Origin of the sequence: Streptomyces sp. NPDC126497 (genome assembly GCF_040302425.1) — a bacterium.
Taxonomy (GTDB): Bacteria; Actinomycetota; Actinomycetes; order Streptomycetales; family Streptomycetaceae; genus Streptomyces.
Window position 1 is genome coordinate 81423 of record NZ_JBEORT010000004.1, and the last position, 19154, is coordinate 100576.

23 protein-coding genes and 2 pseudogenes are annotated in these 19154 nt (G+C 70.5%); 14 read left to right on the forward strand and 11 right to left on the reverse strand.

Features of this window, described 5'->3' with window-relative positions; translation table 11 throughout:
- Positions 1-204 precede the first annotated feature (204 nt).
- Positions 205-663 (reverse strand): hypothetical protein, encoded by a 459-nt coding sequence (locus tag ABTY20_RS03915; RefSeq protein WP_351995417.1) that lies wholly within the window; start codon positions 661-663, stop codon positions 205-207.
- Between ABTY20_RS03915 and ABTY20_RS03920 the strand changes: the two genes are divergently transcribed.
- Both ABTY20_RS03920 and ABTY20_RS03925 read left to right on the forward strand, forming a co-directional pair.
- Positions 653-1684, forward strand: coding sequence for a MerR family transcriptional regulator (locus tag ABTY20_RS03920; RefSeq protein WP_351995418.1), 1032 nt, complete (start codon positions 653-655; stop codon positions 1682-1684). The two genes, ABTY20_RS03915 and ABTY20_RS03920, sit on opposite strands and share 11 nt — an antisense overlap.
- 161 nt (positions 1685-1845) lie before the next feature.
- Positions 1846-2292, forward strand: a pseudogene (locus tag ABTY20_RS03925) (IS6 family transposase); the annotation flags it as partial.
- A 190-nt stretch (positions 2293-2482) separates the two neighbouring features.
- Here the strand turns inward: ABTY20_RS03925 and ABTY20_RS03930 are convergent.
- Positions 2483-4732 carry an MMPL family transporter gene (locus ABTY20_RS03930; RefSeq protein ID WP_351995419.1) on the reverse strand — a complete coding sequence of 750 codons (2250 nt, stop codon included), beginning with the start codon at positions 4730-4732 and terminating at the stop codon, positions 2483-2485.
- Positions 4733-4968: 236 nt separating this feature from the next.
- Here ABTY20_RS03930 and ABTY20_RS03935 point away from each other — a divergent pair, with 236 nt between their 5' ends.
- Together ABTY20_RS03935 and ABTY20_RS03940 are read left to right on the forward strand one after the other, a co-directional pair.
- Complete coding sequence (locus ABTY20_RS03935) at positions 4969-5700, forward strand: response regulator transcription factor (protein WP_351995420.1); 732 nt, start codon at positions 4969-4971, stop codon at positions 5698-5700.
- A gap of 128 nt (positions 5701-5828) precedes the next feature.
- A complete protein-coding gene (locus tag ABTY20_RS03940; protein ID WP_351995421.1) occupies positions 5829-6830 on the forward strand; it encodes a sensor histidine kinase in 1002 nt (333 codons plus the stop codon).
- A 12-nt stretch (positions 6831-6842) separates the two neighbouring features.
- Here ABTY20_RS03940 and ABTY20_RS03945 read toward each other — a convergent pair whose 3' ends face one another.
- Positions 6843-7055: a hypothetical protein gene (locus ABTY20_RS03945; protein WP_351995422.1), complete on the reverse strand. Its 213-nt coding sequence runs from the start codon at positions 7053-7055 to the stop codon at positions 6843-6845.
- A 72-nt stretch (positions 7056-7127) separates the two neighbouring features.
- Here ABTY20_RS03945 and ABTY20_RS03950 point away from each other — a divergent pair.
- The 3 genes and pseudogenes from ABTY20_RS03950 to ABTY20_RS03960 all read left to right on the forward strand — a co-directional run.
- Positions 7128-7221 (forward strand): annotated as a pseudogene (locus tag ABTY20_RS03950) (IS6 family transposase); the annotation flags it as partial.
- Between the two features lie 180 nt (positions 7222-7401).
- On the forward strand, positions 7402-7770 hold the full coding sequence (trxA, locus tag ABTY20_RS03955; RefSeq protein ID WP_351995423.1) for a thioredoxin: 369 nt from the start codon (positions 7402-7404) through the stop codon (positions 7768-7770).
- A gap of 41 nt (positions 7771-7811) precedes the next feature.
- Complete coding sequence (locus tag ABTY20_RS03960) at positions 7812-8078, forward strand: metal-sensitive transcriptional regulator (protein WP_351995424.1); 267 nt, start codon at positions 7812-7814, stop codon at positions 8076-8078.
- A 514-nt stretch (positions 8079-8592) separates the two neighbouring features.
- Here ABTY20_RS03960 and ABTY20_RS03965 read toward each other — a convergent pair.
- The gene (locus ABTY20_RS03965) at positions 8593-8775 is read right to left on the reverse strand and encodes an STAS domain-containing protein (RefSeq protein ID WP_351995425.1); all 183 of its coding nucleotides are present in this window, start codon (positions 8773-8775) and stop codon (positions 8593-8595) included.
- Here ABTY20_RS03965 and ABTY20_RS03970 point away from each other — a divergent pair.
- From ABTY20_RS03970 to ABTY20_RS03990, 5 genes are all read left to right on the forward strand, one after another.
- Positions 8774-9049 carry a cysteine hydrolase family protein gene (locus ABTY20_RS03970; RefSeq protein WP_351995426.1) on the forward strand — a complete coding sequence of 92 codons (276 nt, stop codon included), beginning with the start codon at positions 8774-8776 and terminating at the stop codon, positions 9047-9049. The two genes, ABTY20_RS03965 and ABTY20_RS03970, sit on opposite strands and share 2 nt — an antisense overlap.
- A gap of 547 nt (positions 9050-9596) precedes the next feature.
- A complete protein-coding gene (locus ABTY20_RS03975) occupies positions 9597-10958 on the forward strand; it encodes an MBL fold metallo-hydrolase (protein ID WP_351995427.1) in 1362 nt (453 codons plus the stop codon).
- A gap of 36 nt (positions 10959-10994) precedes the next feature.
- Positions 10995-11360 (forward strand): rhodanese-like domain-containing protein, encoded by a 366-nt coding sequence (locus ABTY20_RS03980; RefSeq protein WP_351995428.1) that lies wholly within the window; start codon positions 10995-10997, stop codon positions 11358-11360.
- On the forward strand, positions 11357-12100 hold the full coding sequence (locus tag ABTY20_RS03985; protein WP_351995429.1) for a sulfite exporter TauE/SafE family protein: 744 nt from the start codon (positions 11357-11359) through the stop codon (positions 12098-12100). The genes ABTY20_RS03980 and ABTY20_RS03985 overlap by 4 nt, the downstream gene beginning before the upstream one ends.
- A 188-nt stretch (positions 12101-12288) precedes the next feature.
- A complete protein-coding gene (locus tag ABTY20_RS03990) occupies positions 12289-12864 on the forward strand; it encodes a rhodanese-like domain-containing protein (RefSeq protein WP_351995430.1) in 576 nt (191 codons plus the stop codon).
- A gap of 461 nt (positions 12865-13325) precedes the next feature.
- On the opposite strand, the gene ABTY20_RS03995 is transcribed toward ABTY20_RS03990, so the two are convergent.
- From ABTY20_RS03995 to ABTY20_RS04005, 3 genes are all read right to left on the reverse strand, one after another.
- Positions 13326-14471: an MFS transporter gene (locus ABTY20_RS03995; protein ID WP_351995431.1), complete on the reverse strand. Its 1146-nt coding sequence runs from the start codon at positions 14469-14471 to the stop codon at positions 13326-13328.
- A gap of 158 nt (positions 14472-14629) precedes the next feature.
- Complete coding sequence (locus tag ABTY20_RS04000) at positions 14630-15124, reverse strand: hypothetical protein (RefSeq protein WP_351995432.1); 495 nt, start codon at positions 15122-15124, stop codon at positions 14630-14632.
- A gap of 651 nt (positions 15125-15775) precedes the next feature.
- Positions 15776-16057, reverse strand: a complete 282-nt coding sequence (locus tag ABTY20_RS04005) for a metal-sensitive transcriptional regulator (protein WP_215209530.1) — start codon at positions 16055-16057, stop codon at positions 15776-15778.
- Positions 16058-16513: 456 nt separating this feature from the next.
- On the opposite strand from ABTY20_RS04005, the gene ABTY20_RS04010 reads away from it, so the two are divergent.
- On the forward strand, positions 16514-16663 hold the full coding sequence (locus tag ABTY20_RS04010; protein WP_351995520.1) for a DUF6207 family protein: 150 nt from the start codon (positions 16514-16516) through the stop codon (positions 16661-16663).
- 187 nt (positions 16664-16850) lie between these two features.
- Here ABTY20_RS04010 and ABTY20_RS04015 read toward each other — a convergent pair whose 3' ends face one another.
- Positions 16851-17330 (reverse strand): ATP-binding protein, encoded by a 480-nt coding sequence (locus ABTY20_RS04015; RefSeq protein WP_351995433.1) that lies wholly within the window; start codon positions 17328-17330, stop codon positions 16851-16853.
- A gap of 179 nt (positions 17331-17509) precedes the next feature.
- Here ABTY20_RS04015 and ABTY20_RS04020 point away from each other — a divergent pair, with 179 nt between their 5' ends.
- The gene (locus ABTY20_RS04020; protein ID WP_351995434.1) at positions 17510-17884 is read left to right on the forward strand and encodes an STAS domain-containing protein; all 375 of its coding nucleotides are present in this window, start codon (positions 17510-17512) and stop codon (positions 17882-17884) included.
- Here the strand turns inward: ABTY20_RS04020 and ABTY20_RS04025 are convergent.
- The 3 genes from ABTY20_RS04025 to ABTY20_RS04035 form a co-directional block, all read right to left on the reverse strand.
- Entirely contained in the window at positions 17874-18230 is a 357-nt protein-coding gene (locus ABTY20_RS04025; RefSeq protein WP_351995435.1) for an oxidoreductase, read from the reverse strand. The two genes, ABTY20_RS04020 and ABTY20_RS04025, sit on opposite strands and share 11 nt — an antisense overlap.
- 82 nt (positions 18231-18312) lie before the next feature.
- Positions 18313-18558, reverse strand: coding sequence for a hypothetical protein (locus ABTY20_RS04030; RefSeq protein ID WP_351995436.1), 246 nt, complete (start codon positions 18556-18558; stop codon positions 18313-18315).
- Positions 18555-18977 (reverse strand): DUF1622 domain-containing protein, encoded by a 423-nt coding sequence (locus ABTY20_RS04035; protein ID WP_351995437.1) that lies wholly within the window; start codon positions 18975-18977, stop codon positions 18555-18557. Before ABTY20_RS04035 ends, ABTY20_RS04030 begins: the two co-directional genes overlap by 4 nt.
- Positions 18978-19154 lie beyond the last annotated feature (177 nt).

The window sequence follows — 19154 nt, forward strand, 5'->3', positions numbered from 1 at the left end:
CGTCCCTGCGAGCAGCATTACCCCGACCGGAGCCGTGGAACCCGGCGCCCACCCGACGCGACAGCCGGGCCATCAGCCCTGCTGTCACCAGCCCGAACAGCCGAAGCGGCCCGCCGAAAGAACCGACGGACCGTCACGAAAGATCGAGGCTAGTGCGCGATTCCCCTTTCGCCGGTGGACATCGGCGAAAGGGGAACGCTGTTCCTACGCCTCTTCCTGGTTGGACCATGCTGCCCAGTCACAGCCGGAGAGACCGTCCTCGGGGCCGACCAGGCAGATCCGGAACCAGTACGACCTGCCCTCCCTGAGGTTGTGGCTGCCACCGTCCGACGCCCGCGCGACAGCCGGTACACCGTCGGAGCCGTTGTCGCGCAGGGAGTAGAGCAGTTCCCCGCGCGTGGTCGAGTTGACGTACTCGTACACGTATCCGATGGCCGCGTGACCGTCGTTCGCCTGCTGGTCATTTACCGTGACGATGTCCCCGAGGGTGCGGAATTCGAGACGTCCGCCGGGGTTGCCGTCATCCGTTTCCATGCTGTGGGTGGCCAGGATGCCGGGGGCGGCAGACGTCGCGGGCGCGTCGGCGTTGGCCTGCGTGGACGTGGCGGCCGCCAGTCCGAGAGCGGCCACTGAAACGCCGATCCAACTCCAGGTGTTCTTCACCGCAATCCTCCTTTTGTTTACTGCCTCTGCCTTGCGTTCCACCGGAAGGCCAATTCGCATCTCCGCCCATCCGGCCGACGGGTTGTACGTTAGAACCTCCTGTGCGCTGGAGGTTCAAGCGGTTGTGACGCAGAACACATGGAGCATCGGGGAACTGGCTTCGTCGGCGGATCTACCGGTGAAGACGGTCCGTTATTACTCGGACAGCGGGCTCCTCCCGGAGGGCGGCCGCAGTGCGGGCGGCCATCGCCGGTACGGGGCGGACGCCCTGGAGCGACTGCAACTGATTCGGCGGCTACGGGCACTTGACCTGCCGGTCGCCACCATCAGGCGGGTGGTGAACGGGGAGTCACAGCTGGCTGAGTTGGTGACGGGCGAACTGGAGCAGGTGCAGTCGAGACTGGATCGGCTGCGCTGGCAGCAGGCCACCTTGCAAGCGCTGGACGACTGCTCCGACACGGAGCGGTTGCGCCGCCTGGAAGTGCTGGCGCGAGTACAGAGATTGCCGCACGCCCACAGCGACCTGTTACGCAGCTGGGAGGGCATGCTTCCCCGATCGCTTCCTGGCAGCCTGGCCGCTGCGGTCATTGCACAGGCGGTTCCCGATCCGCCGCGCGAGCCGACACCCGAAACGGCGCTCGCGTACGCGGAGATGCACGCACTCGCCGCGCACCCGGGCTTCCCGAAGTACTACGCCGCTTCCCACGCACGGGACAAGGCGTCACTGTATGCGGAGTTGATCGACGCCTGCGCATTGGCCCATGACGCCGTGGCAGAAGGACAAGCCCCCCAGCCAGGCGCAGCGCTGGACGCATTCGCAGGCGCGTGCGCACGCGGCCGGGGTGAGACGGACGGCCCTGGTTTCCGGGACTTCCTGGCTGACGCCCTGCGCTGGACCGTTCCCCTCTTCGGCCACTACTGGCGGCTTGTCGCCACTGTGACTGGTACTGCTCGGCCGACCGAGGGCAGCATGCACACCTGGTGCGTAGCCGCGCTCACAGCTCCCGGCTCGCAGCGATGAGAGCCGCCGGTTCACCCACATCGGCGACCGTCCCACGCGTCCGGTGACGCGGGACGGCCGGTCGCAACACCCGCTCACCCGAACCCGGGCGCCCGGATCGGCTTCGTGACGAGCATCAGAGCCGAGCCCGCGCAGCGGGCCCGGCTCGCAAAGGGTCCTTCTACCTGTGGCGGGCGACCGACCAGGACGGCAGCGTCCTGGACATCCTGGTGCGGAAACGCCGGGACAAGGCCGCGGCCAGGCGCTTCTTCCGCGGACTTCTGAAGAAGACCGGCGCGGTGCCGCGGGTGATCGTCACCGAAAAGCTCCGCTCCTACGGCGCCGCCCACCGAGGGGTCATGCCCTGCGTCGAGCACCGGCAGTCGAAGTACCCGGACAACCGGGCGGAGAACAGCCACCAGCCCACCGGGCAACGCGAGCGGGCGATGAAAGGCTTCCGCTCGGTGGGCGGAGCACAGCGGTTCCTCTCCGCGTTCAGCGGCATCTCACCCCGCTTCCGGCCCCGCCGTCATCCGATGACCGCTGCTGCCCACCGAGCCGAGATGACCGTCCGCTTCGCAAGCTGGGAGCAGATCACCGGCGTCGCCGGCCTCGCCACCGCGGCCTGAGCGCAGCCCGGAACGGGCCCCACCAGGCCGTGCGCATCGTCAGAGACCGCCCGCCCAACAACGTGACAGTGCCCTCGAAGGCCATGTGCGGTTCCGGTGAGTGGGCAGCGCCGGACGAGCGTCCCGGTACTCGCGCCGCATGCGCGACGGAGCACCGGGACGTTCGTCCGAAGCGGAGAACCGGGTTCTCCTAGATCCGGCGGGTTCCGCCACTCACCGCGCCGACCGGCTCGGCCTCCCCGGCCTTCGGTTCGGGCTGCGCGGCCCTCTGCTTCATGAGCCGCTCGCCCTCGATGTCCACGTCGGGCAGGACGCGGCCGAGGAAGCGCGGCAGCCACCACGCCCTGTGCCCGAGCACCGCCATCACAGCGGGGACGAGGGTCATCCGGACGACGAAGGCGTCCATGAGCACGCCGACCGCGAGGGCGAGTCCCATGCCCTTGATGACCTGCATCTCGGCGAGGACGAACCCGCCGAAGACAGCGATCATGATCACGGCTGCGGCGGTGACGACCTTGACGCTGTGGCCGAAGCCGCGGATCATCGCCTCGGTGGGTGGCGTTCCGTGCGCGTACTCCTCGCGCATGCGGGAGACGAGGAAGACCTCGTAGTCCATGGCGAGGCCGAACAGGATGCCGACCAGCAGCATCGGCAGGAAGCTCAGGACGGGCCCGGTCTCCGCGATGCCCAGCAGGTCGCCGAGCCAGCCCCACTGGAAGACCGCCACCAGCACGCCCAGGGAGGCACCCAGGGAGAAGAGGAAGCCCAGCGCGGCCTTCAGCGGCACCGCGACGGCCCGGAAGACCAGGGTCAGCAGGATCAGGGCGAGGCCCATCACCACCAGGCAGTACACGGGGAGCGCCGCGGAGAGCTTGTCGGCGACGTCGATGTTCACCGCGGTCGTACCGGTGACGTTCACCTCCGTGCCGGTGCTCGTCTCGACGCCGCTGCGGACCTCGCGGATCTCCTCGAGCAGCTGTGTGGTCTCCTCGGACCCGGGGCTGCCGGACGGTGTGACGTTCACCAGCGCGGCCTTCCCGGAAGCCGCCGGTACCACCGGGGAGACCGCCGCCACGTCCGGCAGTCCTTCGATCCGGTCCGCCAGTTCCCGTGCCGCGGACGTCACGATGGTCTTGTTCTCACCCTGGGTGAGAACGACGAGGCCGCCGCTGTAGCCGGGCCCGAATCCTTCATTGATCATCCTCTGAGCCCGCGCGGCGGAGCTGTGGGGGTCGTTCGTCCCGCTCAGTCCCAGGCGCAGATCGGCAGCGGGAGCGGCCAGGACACCCAGACCCAGCACACAGGCGACCAGCACCAGCCGAGGGTGGCGAGCCGCTCCGGCCGCCCACCGCTCCCCCGGGGTGCGGCTGCCGTCCGTGCGTCGGTCACCGCGCCGGGGCCGCCGGACCAGCACGGGCACCGTGCTCGTGGCGATGCGGCCGCCCATCAGCCCGAGCACCGCGGGCAGGAGCGTGACGGCGATCAGGACCGACACGACCACGGTGGCGGCGGCACCGAGGCCCATGACGGTCAGGAAGGGGATGTCGACGATCGCCAGGGCGGCGAGGGCGACGACGACCGTGGCACCGGCGAAGACGACGGCACCACCGGCGGTTCCGGTGGCGAGACCGGCGGACTCCTCCGGGTCCATGCCCTGACGTACCTGCGTCTGGTGGCGGGAGACGATGAACAGGGCGTAGTCGATGCCGACGGCCAGGCCGAGCATCACGGCAAGGATGATCGACGTGCTGTCCATCGTGATCACGCTGGTCAGGGCCAGCAGGGACAGCACACCGATGCCCACACCGACCAGGGCCGTGGCCACCGGGATGACGGCGCCGCGCAGGGTGCGGAACACGAGGACCAGGACGGCCAGGGCGATCAGGACACCGATGGCCTCGGCCGGGCCCATGATGGGGGGCAGGGTGTCGAAGGCCGCTCCCCCGAGTTCGACGGCAAGTCCCGCCGAGCGGGCCTCGGTGGCGGCCTTCTCGAGGCTCTGCTTCGTCTCGGCGGGAATGCCGTCGGCCTTCTCGGCGACGAAGACGATCTCGGCGATGCCCGTCCGGCCGTCGGCGGAGACGCTGCCGGCCTCGGCCGCGGGGGCGGTGGCCGACGCCACGCCAGGGGTGCGGCCGGCCTCCTGGACGGCCCTGGCGACGTCCTGCGCCGCCTGGCCGGAAGTGATCTTCCGGCCCTCCGGCGCCCGGAGGACCATCGTGCCGGTCACGTGCCCCTCGTGAGCGGAGGGGAACTCCGTCTCCATCACGTCCAGGGTGCGCTGCGCCTCGGTGCCCGGAATGGTGGTGGCCGAGGCGAACGGCTTCATCAGGGCGAACGCCGACACCCCCACGAGCACCAGGACACCGAGCCAGGCACCGATGACGGCGCCCCTTCGCCGGTAGCAGAACCGGCCGAGCCGGTAGAGGAATGTGGACACGCGGAAGCTCCCCGGGGGACGAACGTGAAGGACGAGGGCGTCCGGTCGGCCTGCTCCGTGCGAACCGGACGTCGTGCCTGATGAGAGGCGCGATCCACGCTAGACCGGCCATCGGGGCGGACCCGTCGTTCGATGCCTCCGGCGGGCCTTGTTCACATGGAACTCCCATGGAACCCCACCCGTCGTTCGGTCATGATCGAAGACGGGAACAGAAGAGAAAGAGGGCGAGGACTCCGATGACAGGCGCCTCAGAGGCCTCCCCGGACACGGGGACCGGTCCGGCAGCGCAGGGCCGCCTCCTGGTGGTCGACGACGAACCGGCGATCCTGGACACCGTCAGCAGGTTCCTGCGGTTCCTCGGTTACGAGGTCCGCACCGCGGCGACGGTCCACGAGGCGGTCGCCGCGGCGCGGGACTTCCTCCCGGAGCTCGTCCTGCTGGACGTGATGCTCCCGGACGGGGACGGATTCGAGGTCATGCGCCGGTTGCGCCAGGACGGGCTGCCGCACGCCGTGGTCTTCCTCACCGCACGCGACACCAGAAAGGACCTGGTCAGGGGACTCACCGCCGGAGGCGACGACTACATCACCAAGCCGTTCGGACTGGACGAGGTCGCCGCCCGGGTCCAGGCCGTGCTGCGCCGCACGAGGCCCCGGCCGCTCGCCGATCCGGTACTGCGCGTGGCCGACCTGGAACTCGATCCCATGGCCTACTCCGTCCACCGGGGCGGCACGCCCGTGGAGCTGTCCCCGACCGAGTTCCGCCTCCTGCGCTACCTCATGCTGCACCGCGGCCGAGTGGTGTCCCGCGCCCAGCTCCTGGCCCACGTGTGGTCCTACGACTTCAACGGAGACGACACCGTCGTCGCCACCTACATCAGTTACCTGCGCCGGAAGATCGACCGTCTCGGACCTCCGCTGATCCACACTCAGCGCGGGATCGGCTACAGCATCAGGGAATCCCGTTGAACGGCCGCCGCTCGCGGCCGCCGGGTCCCAGGCGCGTGGTGAGGGGCTCGGTAGGTCTCGCGTCCCCGGGGAGCGGTACGTGGAAACGTCCCCGGCACTGGCCGCTGCGTACGAGGGTCAGCGTCCTGGTGACCGTCCTGTGCGCGCTGGCCATGGCGGCCACGGCGGCCGCTTGGGCCCTCACCCAGGATCCCGTGGTGATCGTGACCACCGAACTGGCCGGTCTCTTCACGATCGCCACGGTCAGCACCCTCGTGGTACGACGTGAGCTGGGCCCGCTCAAGGACGCCGCCCACGTGGCGGACGCGATCACCGCGGGAGAGCTGAGCCAGCGCGTCGGCGCGGCCGTCACGGCACCGACCACGGAAGTCGGCCGCCTCGCCCACGCCCTGGACAGGATGCTGGACGAGGTGCAGGAAGCCCTCGACGCCCGCAAGGCGTCCGAGGAGCGCATGCGTCAGTTCGTGGCCGACGCCTCGCACGAACTGCGCACACCGTTGCAGTCCCTGCGCGGGTACGCCGAGCTCCACCGGCACGGGGCACTACCCGACAGGGCCGCGGTCGACGAGGCGATGGAACGGATGCTGTCGGAGGTGCACCGAATGGGCGGACTGGTGGAGTCGCTGCTCATGCTGGCCCGCTTCGACGAGTACGCCGATGCGGAACCGGAGCCGGTCGACCTCAGCCGCGTCGTCACCGACTCCTGCCGCGACGCCGCGGCGGTCGAGCCCCTCCGGCCGCACACGGTCGACGTCCGGTCCGGGGTGACGGTGCTCGGCGACGAGGCGCAACTGCGCGGATTGCTGGCCAACCTGTTGGGCAACATCCGCATGCACTGTCCCCCCGAGGCGTCGTACGCCGTCCGGCTGCGCATAGCCGACGGTCACCCGGTGCTCGTGGTCCGGGACGACGGGCCGGGCATCCCCGAACACGCCCTCCCCCACGTCTTCGACCGCTTCTACCGGGCCGACAAGGGGCGCAGCCGCGCCCACGGCGGCAGCGGCCTGGGCATGTCCATCGTCGCCGCGGTCGCGGAACTCCACCACGCCCGGATCCACCTCGACAGCACGCCCGGCCGGGGGACCCGTGTGGAGATCGTGTTCCCGCGCAGTAACACCGCGGGCCTGTGACCCCGGTGCGGTTCAGCCCTCTTTGCCCTCGCCCGAGGGCGCGGTCAGTCCTGCGGTGAGGAAGGGGACGGCGGTCCCGGCGGCGGGGAACGACCGCTCGACCGCCACGGCGGCGTGCCGCGCTGCCCGGGGACGACCGTAGACCTGCAGGAGGAGGGGGAACGCGGGCCGCCAGCGGTCGGTGATCTCGTGCACGGTGAGGTGGGGAAGCGCCCTGCCCGGCATGACCTCGAACGGAGCGGAGCCGAACCAGGGGGCGTTGAGGTGCGGGGGGCTCGCTGAGGCAGGTCTGGGCCGTCCTGCGGCGCCGCCCACCGCGAGGCGATGCCGTCGGTGGAGCACCGCTGTCACAAGGGCCTGAACAACCGGGCCGGGAACTCCCATGCGATGCGCCGTGCACCGGACCTGACACTTCCCGACCCTGCCCAGCCCTGCCCCGACATGCCGTCCTCTCGGCGCGCCGGGGCAGCGGCATGCCGTGCCGTCCAGGGAATGCGCCGCTCCCTCACCGTGTTCCTTACCCCAGGGGGTATAAATCGCCCCCGCTCCGGCGAAACGGAAGGAGTCGCCCGTGAGCACCATCGCCCTCACCGCTGCGGATTTCGAGAACACCGTCACCGGCAACGACATCGTCCTCGTCGACTTCTGGGCCGCCTGGTGCGGACCGTGCCGGGTGTTCGCTCCCGTCTACGAGAAGGCCTCCGAGGCCCACTCCGACATCGTCTTCGGCAAGGTCGACACCGAGGCCGAGCAGGCCCTCGCCGCCGCCGCGGACATCACCTCGATCCCCACCCTGATGGCCTTCCGCAAAGGCATCCTGGTCTTCTCCCAGCCCGGCGCCCTGCCGCCGCAGGCCCTGGACCAGCTGATCACCGCCGTTCGCGAGCTCGACATGGACGAGGTACGCGCCTCCCTCACCCCCCAGAGCCCCGGCCAGTGACCATAGCCGGTCCCCGGCCGGCCCTTCGAGAGGAACACCCCATGGTCCAGCTCCCCGCCGACCAGGTGCGGTCGGCCGCCAACCGGCTCAAGCGCGCCCAGGGCCAGCTCGCCGGCGTCGTGCGCATGCTGGAAGAAGGACGCGACTGCGAGGACGTCATCACCCAGCTCGCCGCGGTCAACCGCGCACTGGACCGGGCCGGCTTCGCCATCGTCGCCAGCGGACTCAAGCAGTGCCTGACCCAGGAGGGCGGAGCCAAGAGCCTCGACACCCAGAAGATGGAGAAGCTCTTCCTCTCCCTCTCCTGAGACGCTCCCGCGTCGACCAGGCGAGGGCACCCGTGGAGCACCTCCCTGTAGCCCTGCCGCCCTCACCGCTTCCGTGGCCGGTGGGCTGCCACTGCCCACCGGGAGCGTTCGCGCCTTCGCCGCGTCGCTCTCGACGCGTCGGACAGCAGCGCTTCCACAGCGCTTTGGGAGGCACTTCGGAGGCCTCCTCAGTCGTGAACAACTGCTGTCGTGAGTCCGTCACCGAAGCCGCTTTCGGATCACCGGCCGTGAGCCGCGCTGTGCGGCAGGGGGCTGACACCAGACGGTCGGCCGGGGCGGAGGCTGCGTGGCGTTGGCCGGGTCCGGGGTCGCCCCATGCGGCGAGGGCGTTGGCTCCGATGGTGAAGGCGTAGACGGCCCTGTGCAGCACGTCGACGACGAGTTCCTCACGGGGCCAGGTGGGTGGCGTGGCACCGACGCCGGTGGCGCTCTCGGCGATCTGGTCGTTGCTGAGGCGCACCACGGTGAACTTTGTCGAGGTGACCGGACGGGCTCATACGGTCAGCGCGTGCTCCACGGTGGAGCAGCAGTTGAAGAAGGTGTCGAGGCCGCTGAAGCGGAGGACGTCCTGGACGGCAGGCGGGATGTCGGCCAGGCGGACCCGTCCGGGCCCCTCCTCGGCCGCCAGATGGAGGTCGACCAGGGCGATCGACACGCTGACCCTGGTCGGCTGCATGACGAACAACTGTCTCCTGTCCACCTCCGCCGCGGCCGAGCCCCTCGGTTTCACGGTCGAGGTCCTCTCCGACGCGACCGGCGCCATTCACATCGCCAACGAGGCCGGCACCGCCTCCGCACAGCAGGTGCACGAGACCCTGATGACGCTGCCGCACTCGAACTGGGCCGCGGTCACCACCACCGACACCTGGGCAGCAGCCGTCGCCGACGAGAACCCCCTCCCCAAGAGCGACCTTGTCACCTCGGCCGCGCAGGGCCGAGCCGCTCACTGACGGCACACCATCCCTGGGCAAGGTGAGAGCGCTTCGCGCGACGACGAGTCCGTGGCGCCCTCACCCCCGGCGGGCCTGCGCACAAACAGTCGACGGATTCCGGGACGGAGAAGAGCCATGTACGGCCTGTGCGTGGCCGCCGCCCGCATGGCAGCAATCAGCTGCCCTGCGCAGGTCCACTGAGCGACGGGTCGCGAGCTGCCGCCCCGGAAGCCACCCTGAAACGACCCCTTGCGCTTCGCTGCGCCTCTTCCCTCCGCTCCGCGCCGACAGCAACTGGATGCTCTCGGCCCAGGACGAGCAGGAGTCGGCCGACGGCCGGTCTCCTTCGAGGCCACGCTCAGCGCAGCGCGGGTCAGTGCTGCCCTGGGCCGGAGGCCCTCCGCAGGTGCCGCGCTGGCCGGCCCGGGCCCCGGCACAACGGCACCTCACGGTTCCCGAAGCCAGGTCCCCCCAACCACGGTGGAATACCCCCCCGGGTATAGGTGTTAATGTGAGCATCAGATACCCCCGGGGGTACATCTCTTCCTGAGAGGAGTCTTGGATCGTGTTCTTCGTCGACACCCTGGAACTCGAGGGCCTGGGCAACCGCAGCTACCTGGCCGGTGGACCGAGGACTGCCGTGGTCATCGACCCGCCGCGCGACATCGACCAGGTCATCGCCGCCGCGGCCCGGCGCGGGGTGCGCATCGCCTTCGTGGCCGAAACGCATGTGCACAACGACTACGTCACCGGCGGCCCGGAGCTCGCCCGGGTGACCGGCGCCTCCTACCTGGTGCCGGCCGCGGCCCGCGTGTCCTTCGCCCGCATCCCGGTCGCCGACGGCGACACCGTGACGGTGGACGAGGGCCTGGTGCTGCGCGCGATCGCCACTCCCGGGCATACCCCGCACCACACCTCCTACGTCCTGGAGGAGGACGGGCACGGTGTGGCGGCGTTCACCGGTGGGTCGTTGCTGATCGGCACGGTGGGCCGTCCGGACCTGGTCGAGCCGCGGCTGACCGAGCGGCTGGCGCGCGCCCAGCATGCCTCCGCGCACCGGCTGGCCGATGAGCTGGACGACGAGGTGCCGGTGCTGCCCACGCACGGCTTCGGCAGCTTCTGCTCCTCCTCGCAGGCCGAGGGAGATGCGACCACGATCGGCCGGGAGCGCCGGACCAACGACGCGCTGACCCTGGACGTCGACACCTTCGTCGCCAAAATGCTGGCGGGGCTGGACGACGTACCCGCGTACTACACGCATATGGGCCCGGCCAACGCCGCCGGTCCCGCCCCGGTCGACCTCACCCCGCCCCAGCGCGCGAACGCCGAAGAGATCGCCTCCCGGCTGGCCGCCGGCGAGTGGGTGGTGGACCTGCGCAGCCGGGTGGCCTTCGCCGAGGGGCACGTGGCCGGGTCGCTCAACTTCGAGGGCGAGGGCAAGCTCGCCACCTACCTGGCCTGGCTGATCCCGTGGGGCAAGCCCGTCACCCTGCTCGCCGAGACTCCGCAGCAGATCGCCGACGCGCAGCGGGAGCTGGCCCGGGTGGGCATCGACCGTCCGGCCGCCGCCACCGGTGATCCGGCCGGCTGGGTCCGCGAAGGCGAGCAGCTCGTCTCCTTCCCCCGCGCCCGCTTCGCCGACCTCGCCGCTGTCCGCGGGCGCGGCGAGGACGTGGTCGTCCTGGACGTACGCCGGGACTCGGAGCGCGCAGGCGGCTACATCGACGGCTCGGTCCACATCCCCGTCCACGAGCTGCACGGCCGCATCGGCGAGGTGCCGGACGGGACGGTGTGGGTGCACTGCGCCGGCGGGATGCGCGCGGCGATCGCCGCCTCCCTGCTCGACGCCGCCGGCCGCGACGTGGTCGCCGTCGACGACGGCTTCGACGCCGCCACGGATGCCGGGCTGTCCCTGACCTCCGGCTGATCGCCACCGTTGCGCCTGTAAGGAAGGAAGCCTGTGATGTTCCTCTTTCGCCGAGCCGGGGACCGCGTCCCGGTCGACGAGGCACACAGCCGCACCAGCGGCGATCAGCCCGAGGCTGTTCTGCTGGACGTCCGTGAGAAGCCCGAATGGACTGCGGGGCACGCCCCGGGCGCCGTCCACGTACCGCTGACAGGACTGATCGCCGGCAACGCCCTGCCGGCCGAGGCGCAGGGGCGCCGGCTGGTGGTGATCTGCCGCAGCGGTCACCGCTCCCAGCAGGCGGCCAAGCTCCTCGCCGAACGCGGGGCGCAGGCGGTGGATGTCGAGGGCGGCATGAACGCGTGGGCCGCCGCCGGGCACCCGGTCGTCGACGCACGCGGGAACAGCGGCAAGGTAGCGTGACCGTACTCGTCCTCGCCCTCATCGCCGGGGCCGTCGTCGGTCTGGCCCTTGGAGCCCTCGGCGGTGGCGGTAGCGTTCTTGCCGTGCCGGCGCTGATCTACCTGCTCGGCTTCACCCCGGCGGCGGCCACCACCGCCAGCCTGGTCATCGTCACCGCCACCTCGCTCACCGCCCTGTACGCCCACACCCGCGACGGGAACGTGGCCTGGAAGACAGGAGCGCTGTTCGCCATGGCGGGCATGGTCCCCGCCTTCTTCACCGGGGCTGTCGCCGGACGCCTGCCCGAGGCGGTGCTGACGGCGGCGTTCGCGGTCATCGCCGCGCTGGCGGCCCTGCGCATGCTGCGTCCGTCCGCGGCCGAGCCGCCGCACCGGATCCGGGCCGGCAAGGCGGCCGGTGCCGGCGCCGGGCTGGGCGCCGTGACCGGGTTCCTCGGGGTCGGCGGAGGATTTCTGGCCGTGCCCGCCCTGGTAGGGGTTCTGGGTCTGCGGATGCGGCAGGCGGTGGGCACCAGCCTGCTCGTCATCACCGTGAACTCGCTCGCCGCGCTCGCCGCTCGCACCAGCACCGGTGGCGGGCTCCACTGGGAGATCATCGGGCCTTTCACCGGGGCCGCGATCCTCGGTGCCTGGGACGGCAAGCGGCTCGCGGCGAAGATCTCCGGCACCACCCTTCAGAAGATCTTCGCGGGTGTCCTGCTGGCGGTGGCGGCGTTCATGCTCGTCGACGTGATCGCCTGAAGCACACAGTTCGCTGTCTGCGCGTTTCGTTCCGGCCAGCACGGCACCGGCGGCCCGCCCCGATGCCGACCGGGCGCTGCTGCAGCCCACAAGTCCGGCTCCCACCGGTTCAAGCCCTCCCTCCGACTCCGCACGACCATACGGTCCCCCGCCGGGGGCACCGTCGACACACAAGGATGACCTCTGCCATGACCACCTCCACCGCCCTCACCACCGGCGAGGCACGCCCCCGCCTGCACGAACTGACCGTCGTCGACGTGCGCACCCCCGGCGAATACGCCGGCGGTCACCTCCCCGGCGCGCTCAACATCCCCCTCGACCAGATCCAGCGCGCGCTGCCCGACCTCCGGCACGCCGCCGACCACGGTGACCTTCTGGTCGTCTGCGCCTCGGGCGCCCGCTCCGAGAACGCCCGCAGGATCCTCGCGGAGAACGGCGTCACCGCCGCCACCCTGTCGGGAGGCACCGGCGCCTGGGCGGCCGACGGCCACGAACTGCACCGCCCCCAAGGCACCTCGCGTGCCACCTGGGGCATGGAGCGGCAGGTGAGGCTCACCGCAGGAACGATCGTGCTGCTCGGTCTGCTGCTCGGTCTCACCGTCCACCCCGCCTTCCAGCTCCTCTCCGCCGGCATCGCAGGCGGCCTGGTCTTCTCCGCCCTCACCAACACCTGCGGCATGGCCGCCATGCTCGCCAAGCTGCCCCACAACCGCCCCCGCACCGCCGACCTCGACCACACCCTGGCCATGCTGCGCAGCCTCTGAGCCGCCCGTGGAGGGAGGGGTCCGAAGCCGGGCCCCTCCCTCCACGCGTGTCAAGCGTGCGGCCGAAGACCCCCTACTGATCGTTCAGGAACGACGTCGCGGGTCTTGTACCCGACGGTCCCGGTCGACAGGGTGCCAAGGTGCGTGCTGATCTTGTTCCCGGCACCCTGTGGGGGCGGGCGGCTCCACTGCTGCCGCCCGCCCCGAGTTCCGTCGGCCGGGTCGGCTGCGTGCTCCTGACCAGGCGCCACCCGCAGGGGGCGCATGCACAGGGTCCGCTTGGAGGGCGAGCGCGCGTGCGCCTGGCCGCATCAGTTCAAGCTGCTGCACACCCGTTATGTATGAGCGACGCGCTGATCTGTCCCAGGGCCTGTTCGAACTCGTCCGCAGCCTCGTACGCCTCCGCCGCCTTCGAACCCCAGCGGAATTCAGGACGAGCCCGGCGCGTGGTCGGTGCCCAGTCAGTTCCCCGCACCGGTGTTCCTTTCCACGGGCTCGGGCGTGTCCTGTTCGGTGGCCGGGTGGGCGCTGAGGGTGGCCAGTGCGAGAACGCCGGCGGTGAAAAGAACACCTGCGGCGACAGTCAGGGCCGTGCCGTATCCGGCGACCAGCGCCTCGCCGGTGCCCAGCGCGGCCCTCTCCCGCTGCGCGGTGACGGCGGCGGCGACCCCGGCGAGTACGGCCAGGCCCAGAGCGACGCCGATCTGCTGGGCGGAGTTGAGCAGGGCCGAGGCGATCCCGGCCTTGTCCGCATCGACGCGGTAGACCGCGGCCTGGGTGAGCGCGAGGACGCCGAGACCGAAACCGAGCGCGAGGACGAACATCGCCGGCGCCAGGTGCAGCCAGTAGCCCGTGTCGACGGAGATCGCGGAGAACCAGAACGCGGCCAGCGCGCTCAGCAGTGCGCCGAGCGCGGCGACGGAGCGGGGAGCGGTCTTCAGCAGGAGTTTCGGGGCGGTACCGGCGCCGAGGACGAGGCCGGCGGCGAACGGCAGCCATGCCACTCCGGTGCGAAGGGGGCTGTACTGCTGGACCTGCTGGAGGTAGAGGGTGATGACGTAGAAGGTGCCCATCGGGCCGATGGCCAGCAGCAGCATGGCCAGGTAGGCGCCGGAGCGGTTGCGGTCGCAAAACAGGCTCAACGGCACCAGAGAGCTCGAGCTGTGGGCCTGGGTGAGAACGAATACGGCCAGCAGCACGGCGGCCGCGCCGAGGAGGATCAGGGCGATCGGGTCGGTGAAGCCGTCCTCGCCGAACCGGGTGATCGCATACACCAGTGCCACCATCCCGCCGGTGCCGAGCACTGCGTCCAGCGTGCCGACCCGGCCGTGGTGGCGGTCGGCGGCGACCAGGGTGCGGCTGCCGAGGAGAACCAGCAGGCCGATCGGGATGTTGATGAAGAACACCCACCGCCAGCCGAGGAGGTCGGTCAGGACGCCGCCGAGGAGCAGTCCGACGACGATCCCCAGGGCGGACATGGCTCCGTAGAGGGACAGCGCCGCATCGCGCAGCTTGCGCTCGGAGAAGGTGGTCGTGATCAGAGCCAGCGCGTTCGGGGCGGTCAGCGCCGCCCCGATGCCCTGGACGGCGCGGGCGACGATGAGCATCGCGGCGTTCTGACGAAGGCCGCGGTCACCGCGGCGGCGGCGAGAACCGCGGCAGCAGCGATGGTCCGCCTGCGGCTGCGGCGGGACGAGGACAGGGGGATCCAGGCATGGGACACCTCAGACGTTGAGGAGGAAAAGGATGCAGAACCGGCCGCAGGTCAGGCAGAAGCTGCGACCGGGCACGCGGTCTGCAAGGACAGGCGGCGCAGCGCGGCCTCCGCCAGCAGCCCCGCCGACAGGAAGGCCAGCAGCGGCTGCAGGGGAGCCCAGTAGCTCAGGGCGCCGGAAGCTCCGAGGAGCACAAGGACGAGTTTGTTGCAGACCGGGCAGCCGACGGCGAAGAAGGACAGCACCCCGCCGATCGCTCCCAAACGGGTGCCGTCTTCGGCTTTCGGTTCCAGGGAGGACAAGGGCCGGCGCACGTAGGTGCTCAGGACGATGCCGGCCAGGACGGCCGTGACGGCAAGGGCCGGGTAGTTCCACCACTGCACCGGGACCGACCGGCCGAACAGCGGATTGGGCACCACGTCGGTGGGCACGCCGACCAGGATCGCCGTGGCCAGGGCACCTGCGCCTGCCACAGCCCACTGCCGGGACCGCCAACCACGCAGTGCCGTACCCGCCCGGCTCCATGAGCGTGAGGAGGAGGACATGCTGAAGAACTCCGTTCTTCGAGGATTCAGGGACACGGCCAACAGGCCGGTCCAAATCCGTAGAACGGAGTGAAGTGTCGTCGGCGGCGGAGCCTGGCCCCCGACAGCACACCGGAGTGCTGTGACACGGACGGTGCGGGATCGGTGTGCGGGGATGCGGGACCAGGGCACGAAGAAGACGGCGGAGGATTCTCGGCCCGCTGCGCACTGTGGTCAGCAATGACCTTCTTGCCACACGGCGCCGCTGCGCCGTCCGACGGTTCAGCAACGGTGGGAACGTGCACGTGCTCCGCGATGGACGGCGGTGCGTTCGGCCCCCCACGTTCCACGTGCCCGAAGACGCACAACAGCGCCACCACGCCCACGAGCAGAGCCGGCCCACCACGAAACCGAGCGTGCGCCCGCCCGTGTGCTGCTCGCCTCATCACCGCTCCTGCGCCCTGTTCATGGGCATGGCCACCCCAGGTCATTCGCTCCGGCCCCTGGTCGTCCAGACCGGCGAAGGAAGTGTCCTTGTCATCCTGGTCCTGGCCACTATGGCTCCGGTCGAGCTGCAGGTCCTCTTCGGTGTTGCCCTGTTGTCTGGGAGCCGCCTTCGTGCTGAGCGACGCCCTTACCCGGCATGCCGAACAATCCGGCGAGGCTGCGCACTCAGGCCAGGGACAGGAACAACTTCTCCAGCCGGGCCCGCATCTGCTCCCGGTCACCGGACGCGGCCATGTCCGAGTCGGTCAGGCAGTGCTGCAGACCGGTGGCGATGATCGCGAAGCCCGCCTTGTCCAGCGCCCGGGACGCTGCCGCGAGTTGCGTGACCACTTCCTCGCAGTCCCGCCCCTCTTCGATCATCTTGATCACACCGGCGATCTGGCCCTGCGCCCGGCGCAGCCGGTTGACCACCGTCTTCAGTTCCTCAGCAGCCATCGCCAGTTCCACAGCCACACCCCTTCCGGATACCCCGCAGGGTATCTCATCCGGAGAGGCAATCCCAAGCTCGGCCAGACGGCAGTGGTCTCGCACAGATGGAAACAGCACGGCAAAATCAACTATTTAATGTGGTTGTCGCCGTCCCGGAGCAGGGCGCTGCCGCCCTTCCGGAACCCACCTCGCAGATCAGGTGAGCCGTGATGTGATACTTGTGCCGCCTCGCCGAGCAGCACAAGCCCAAGAAGCCGGAACCGGGACGTCATGAGCCGAGGGACCCCGAGCCGCAGAGGACGCAAGATCTCACCACAACACCGGGTGGTGCACAGCGCACGTCCCGCAGCCTCCGCATACACACGCGCCCATCGTGCGCCCCGGAGCGCGAGCTGTCGCACCGGACGGACGAACCCCTGCCACAAGCAGAGCCCCGACCACGAGAGCCCGTCGGAGAAGGCGTGGATGCGATCGATGAGGTGCACGCGTCGGAGCCCCGGTCTGACCGTCGTGAACGTGGCAGCCGCCGATGACCAGACCGCCTTCGCCCCAGGAAGCGTTCGCGTCACTGCGGGCGACCACCACGGTGGAGCGCACCGCACGAAATGCCGGCCACCGGACTGAACTCGCCGGTCGGGGGGCCGGCTTGCTCCAGCGAACGGGGCTACGGTGACGGGCGTGTCGGAGCACTGGCCGAGTGGGTCGGGCAGGGCCTCATGACCGGCGGCGTCGACGGCAAGGCTTCGGCGGATCTTGTCGGCCACCCAGTCAGTGACGTACTGGCAGCGGTGATCGGCGGCCGGAGGCCTTTCTACAGGGGTGGGCGTCCGGTGAGGGCGCCGCCGGGGTCGTCGGCCAGAGCGAGGCGGGCGGTGATGCGTTTGCCCACCGGTTCGCGCCGTGCTTCGAAACCCTGGGCGACGGCCATGACGATCTCCAGACCGTGCTGGCCGACCCGGCCGGCGTCCGCGGCCCGGGCGACCGGCAGCACCGGATCGGAGTCCCACACCGACACCACCACCATGTCGCCGGCGATGCGCAGGTCCAGCAGGGCCGGGCCGGGAGCGTACTTGCGTGCGTTGGTGACCAGTTCGCTGACCACCAGCTGCGTCACATCCATCGTGCGCTGGGAGACGGGCAGGCCGTATTCGGCCTGCACCCGTGTGAGGAAGCCGACGGCCAGGTGACGGGCCTGGGCGATATCGGCGCCGTCCCCGTCCAACGCGACCGTGGTCTGTATGGCCTCTCCCCCCGGCGTAGTGCCGTCCCCGCCCACGGGCACTGCTTCCATCCCCGCCGCCTTCACTACCCCGTTCACCACCCAGCGCGCATACCCGCCCTTGCGCAGCGCACACCCTGCACTCCTCCCCCGGCTTCCTGCATCATCGAGGGCATCGCCCGCATCGTGCAGGGCGGCGCCGCAGGGCAAGGTCTCGGTGTGCCAGTATCACTCATATGACCGAGAGGCATATGACAGACGCACAATTCGCCGAGCAGGCGCCACGCCCCGGCAGCGGGCTGTCCGTCACCGCCGCCACCACCGACGGCCTACGCGTCCTGACGCTGGTCGGCGAGATCGACCACGACACCGGTAAGACGCTCCGTCACGCCCTGGACCTCTCCCCCACCGACCCGTCACGCATCGTGGCCGACCTGCGGCAGGTCACCTTCATGGACTCCAGCGGCATCAACATCTTCCTCACCGCCCACCACACCGCCACCGCAGCGGGAGGCTGGCTCCGGCTGGCCGCGCCCACCCCCGCCGTACTGCGCACCCTGCAGATCGTCGGCATCGACGAGATCATCGACTGCCACCCCACCCTGCAGGACGCCCTCAGCAGCTGACCGACGCCGCGTGGCTGTCGCCATACTCGTCCGTCCGTTGGCCGGCCAGAGGGGAGAGGAACTGATGGAGCAGGCAACCGTGCACCTCGATCACGTCGAATCCGGCCGCCTTCGCACGGACCGCGGCCTTGCGGAAGGCTTCGACGACGCCCTTGATGCCTTCGGTCGTGAGCTCCTCCGGAACCCGCGAGTCGAGACCGAACAGGATCGCCGAAAGGGCCACGGACGTGATGAGATCGACGACGACCTGCCAGCCGGCATGGCGGCCCTGCGCCTGCAACCAGAAGGCCCGGTCCGCTACGAGCCGGTCAAGCGGCCCGCACAGGCCGCACTGCGCTGGTGGCATTTCTGCCCCGGCAGCACGGGCCAGGCCACACCCCGCTGGAGAACGGATATCTGACACCGGCGCAGCCTGTTGACCCGCTCGGTCAGCGCGGCGGGGAAAAGCGCAGGCCTGCGGTGACGAGCTTGCGGACGGCGATCACGGCGGCGGCCGTCACGATGGCGTCCCAGCTCGGCTCACCCGCCAGCCGCAGCAGCCCTGCCACGGTGAGGAAGTCCAGCAGAACGGCCAGTGCGGGCATCAGCCGCCTCGCCGCCGCGAACACCACCGCGGCGGCGATGAGCCCGAAGGCGGTGGCGGCGAGGGCGGACAGGTTCAGGAGGGCGGTCACGCCGGCCCCGCCGGGGCACGGGAGCCGTCCGCCTCCTTGCGGCGCTCGCGCTCGATCTCGGCGCGCTCGTTGGCGATCTCCCGGCTGAGGAAGTAGTTCAGGGCGGTCCGGATCGCGGCGATCGCGGCGAGCTGCCCGATCTCCGTGAAGCTCGGCGCGATGGCGGTGCGCAGCACATCCCCGGCGAGCTGGAACTCCAGGCCCAGCGCCAAGAACCGGCCCAGGGAGAGCCGGATCCGGTTGAACTGGCGGTCCACTCCGCCGCCGCGGACTCCTGCCAGGAGGAAGCGGCCGAACGCCCAGGCGGCCCCCACGAAGATGATCAGGGCCCCGGCCGCTTCCACCAGTCTCACCAGCAGGTCCACCACGTCCCGGAGCGTGGACTCGGGCAGTACTTCCACCGACAGGAAGATGTTCATGAGCGGCCGGGTACCCCCACCCGGCCTGGCCGGCACGGCGAGCGGGCCGAGGAGTCGCGCCGCACGTCAGAGACCTGCACGCTCAGCCGGCGCGGCCGGTACTCGTCCGCCGACGCCTGCACGGTCAGGACTGCGGCCGGTGATCACTTTCCACGAAAGCCGGAGGCGGCAGACGGC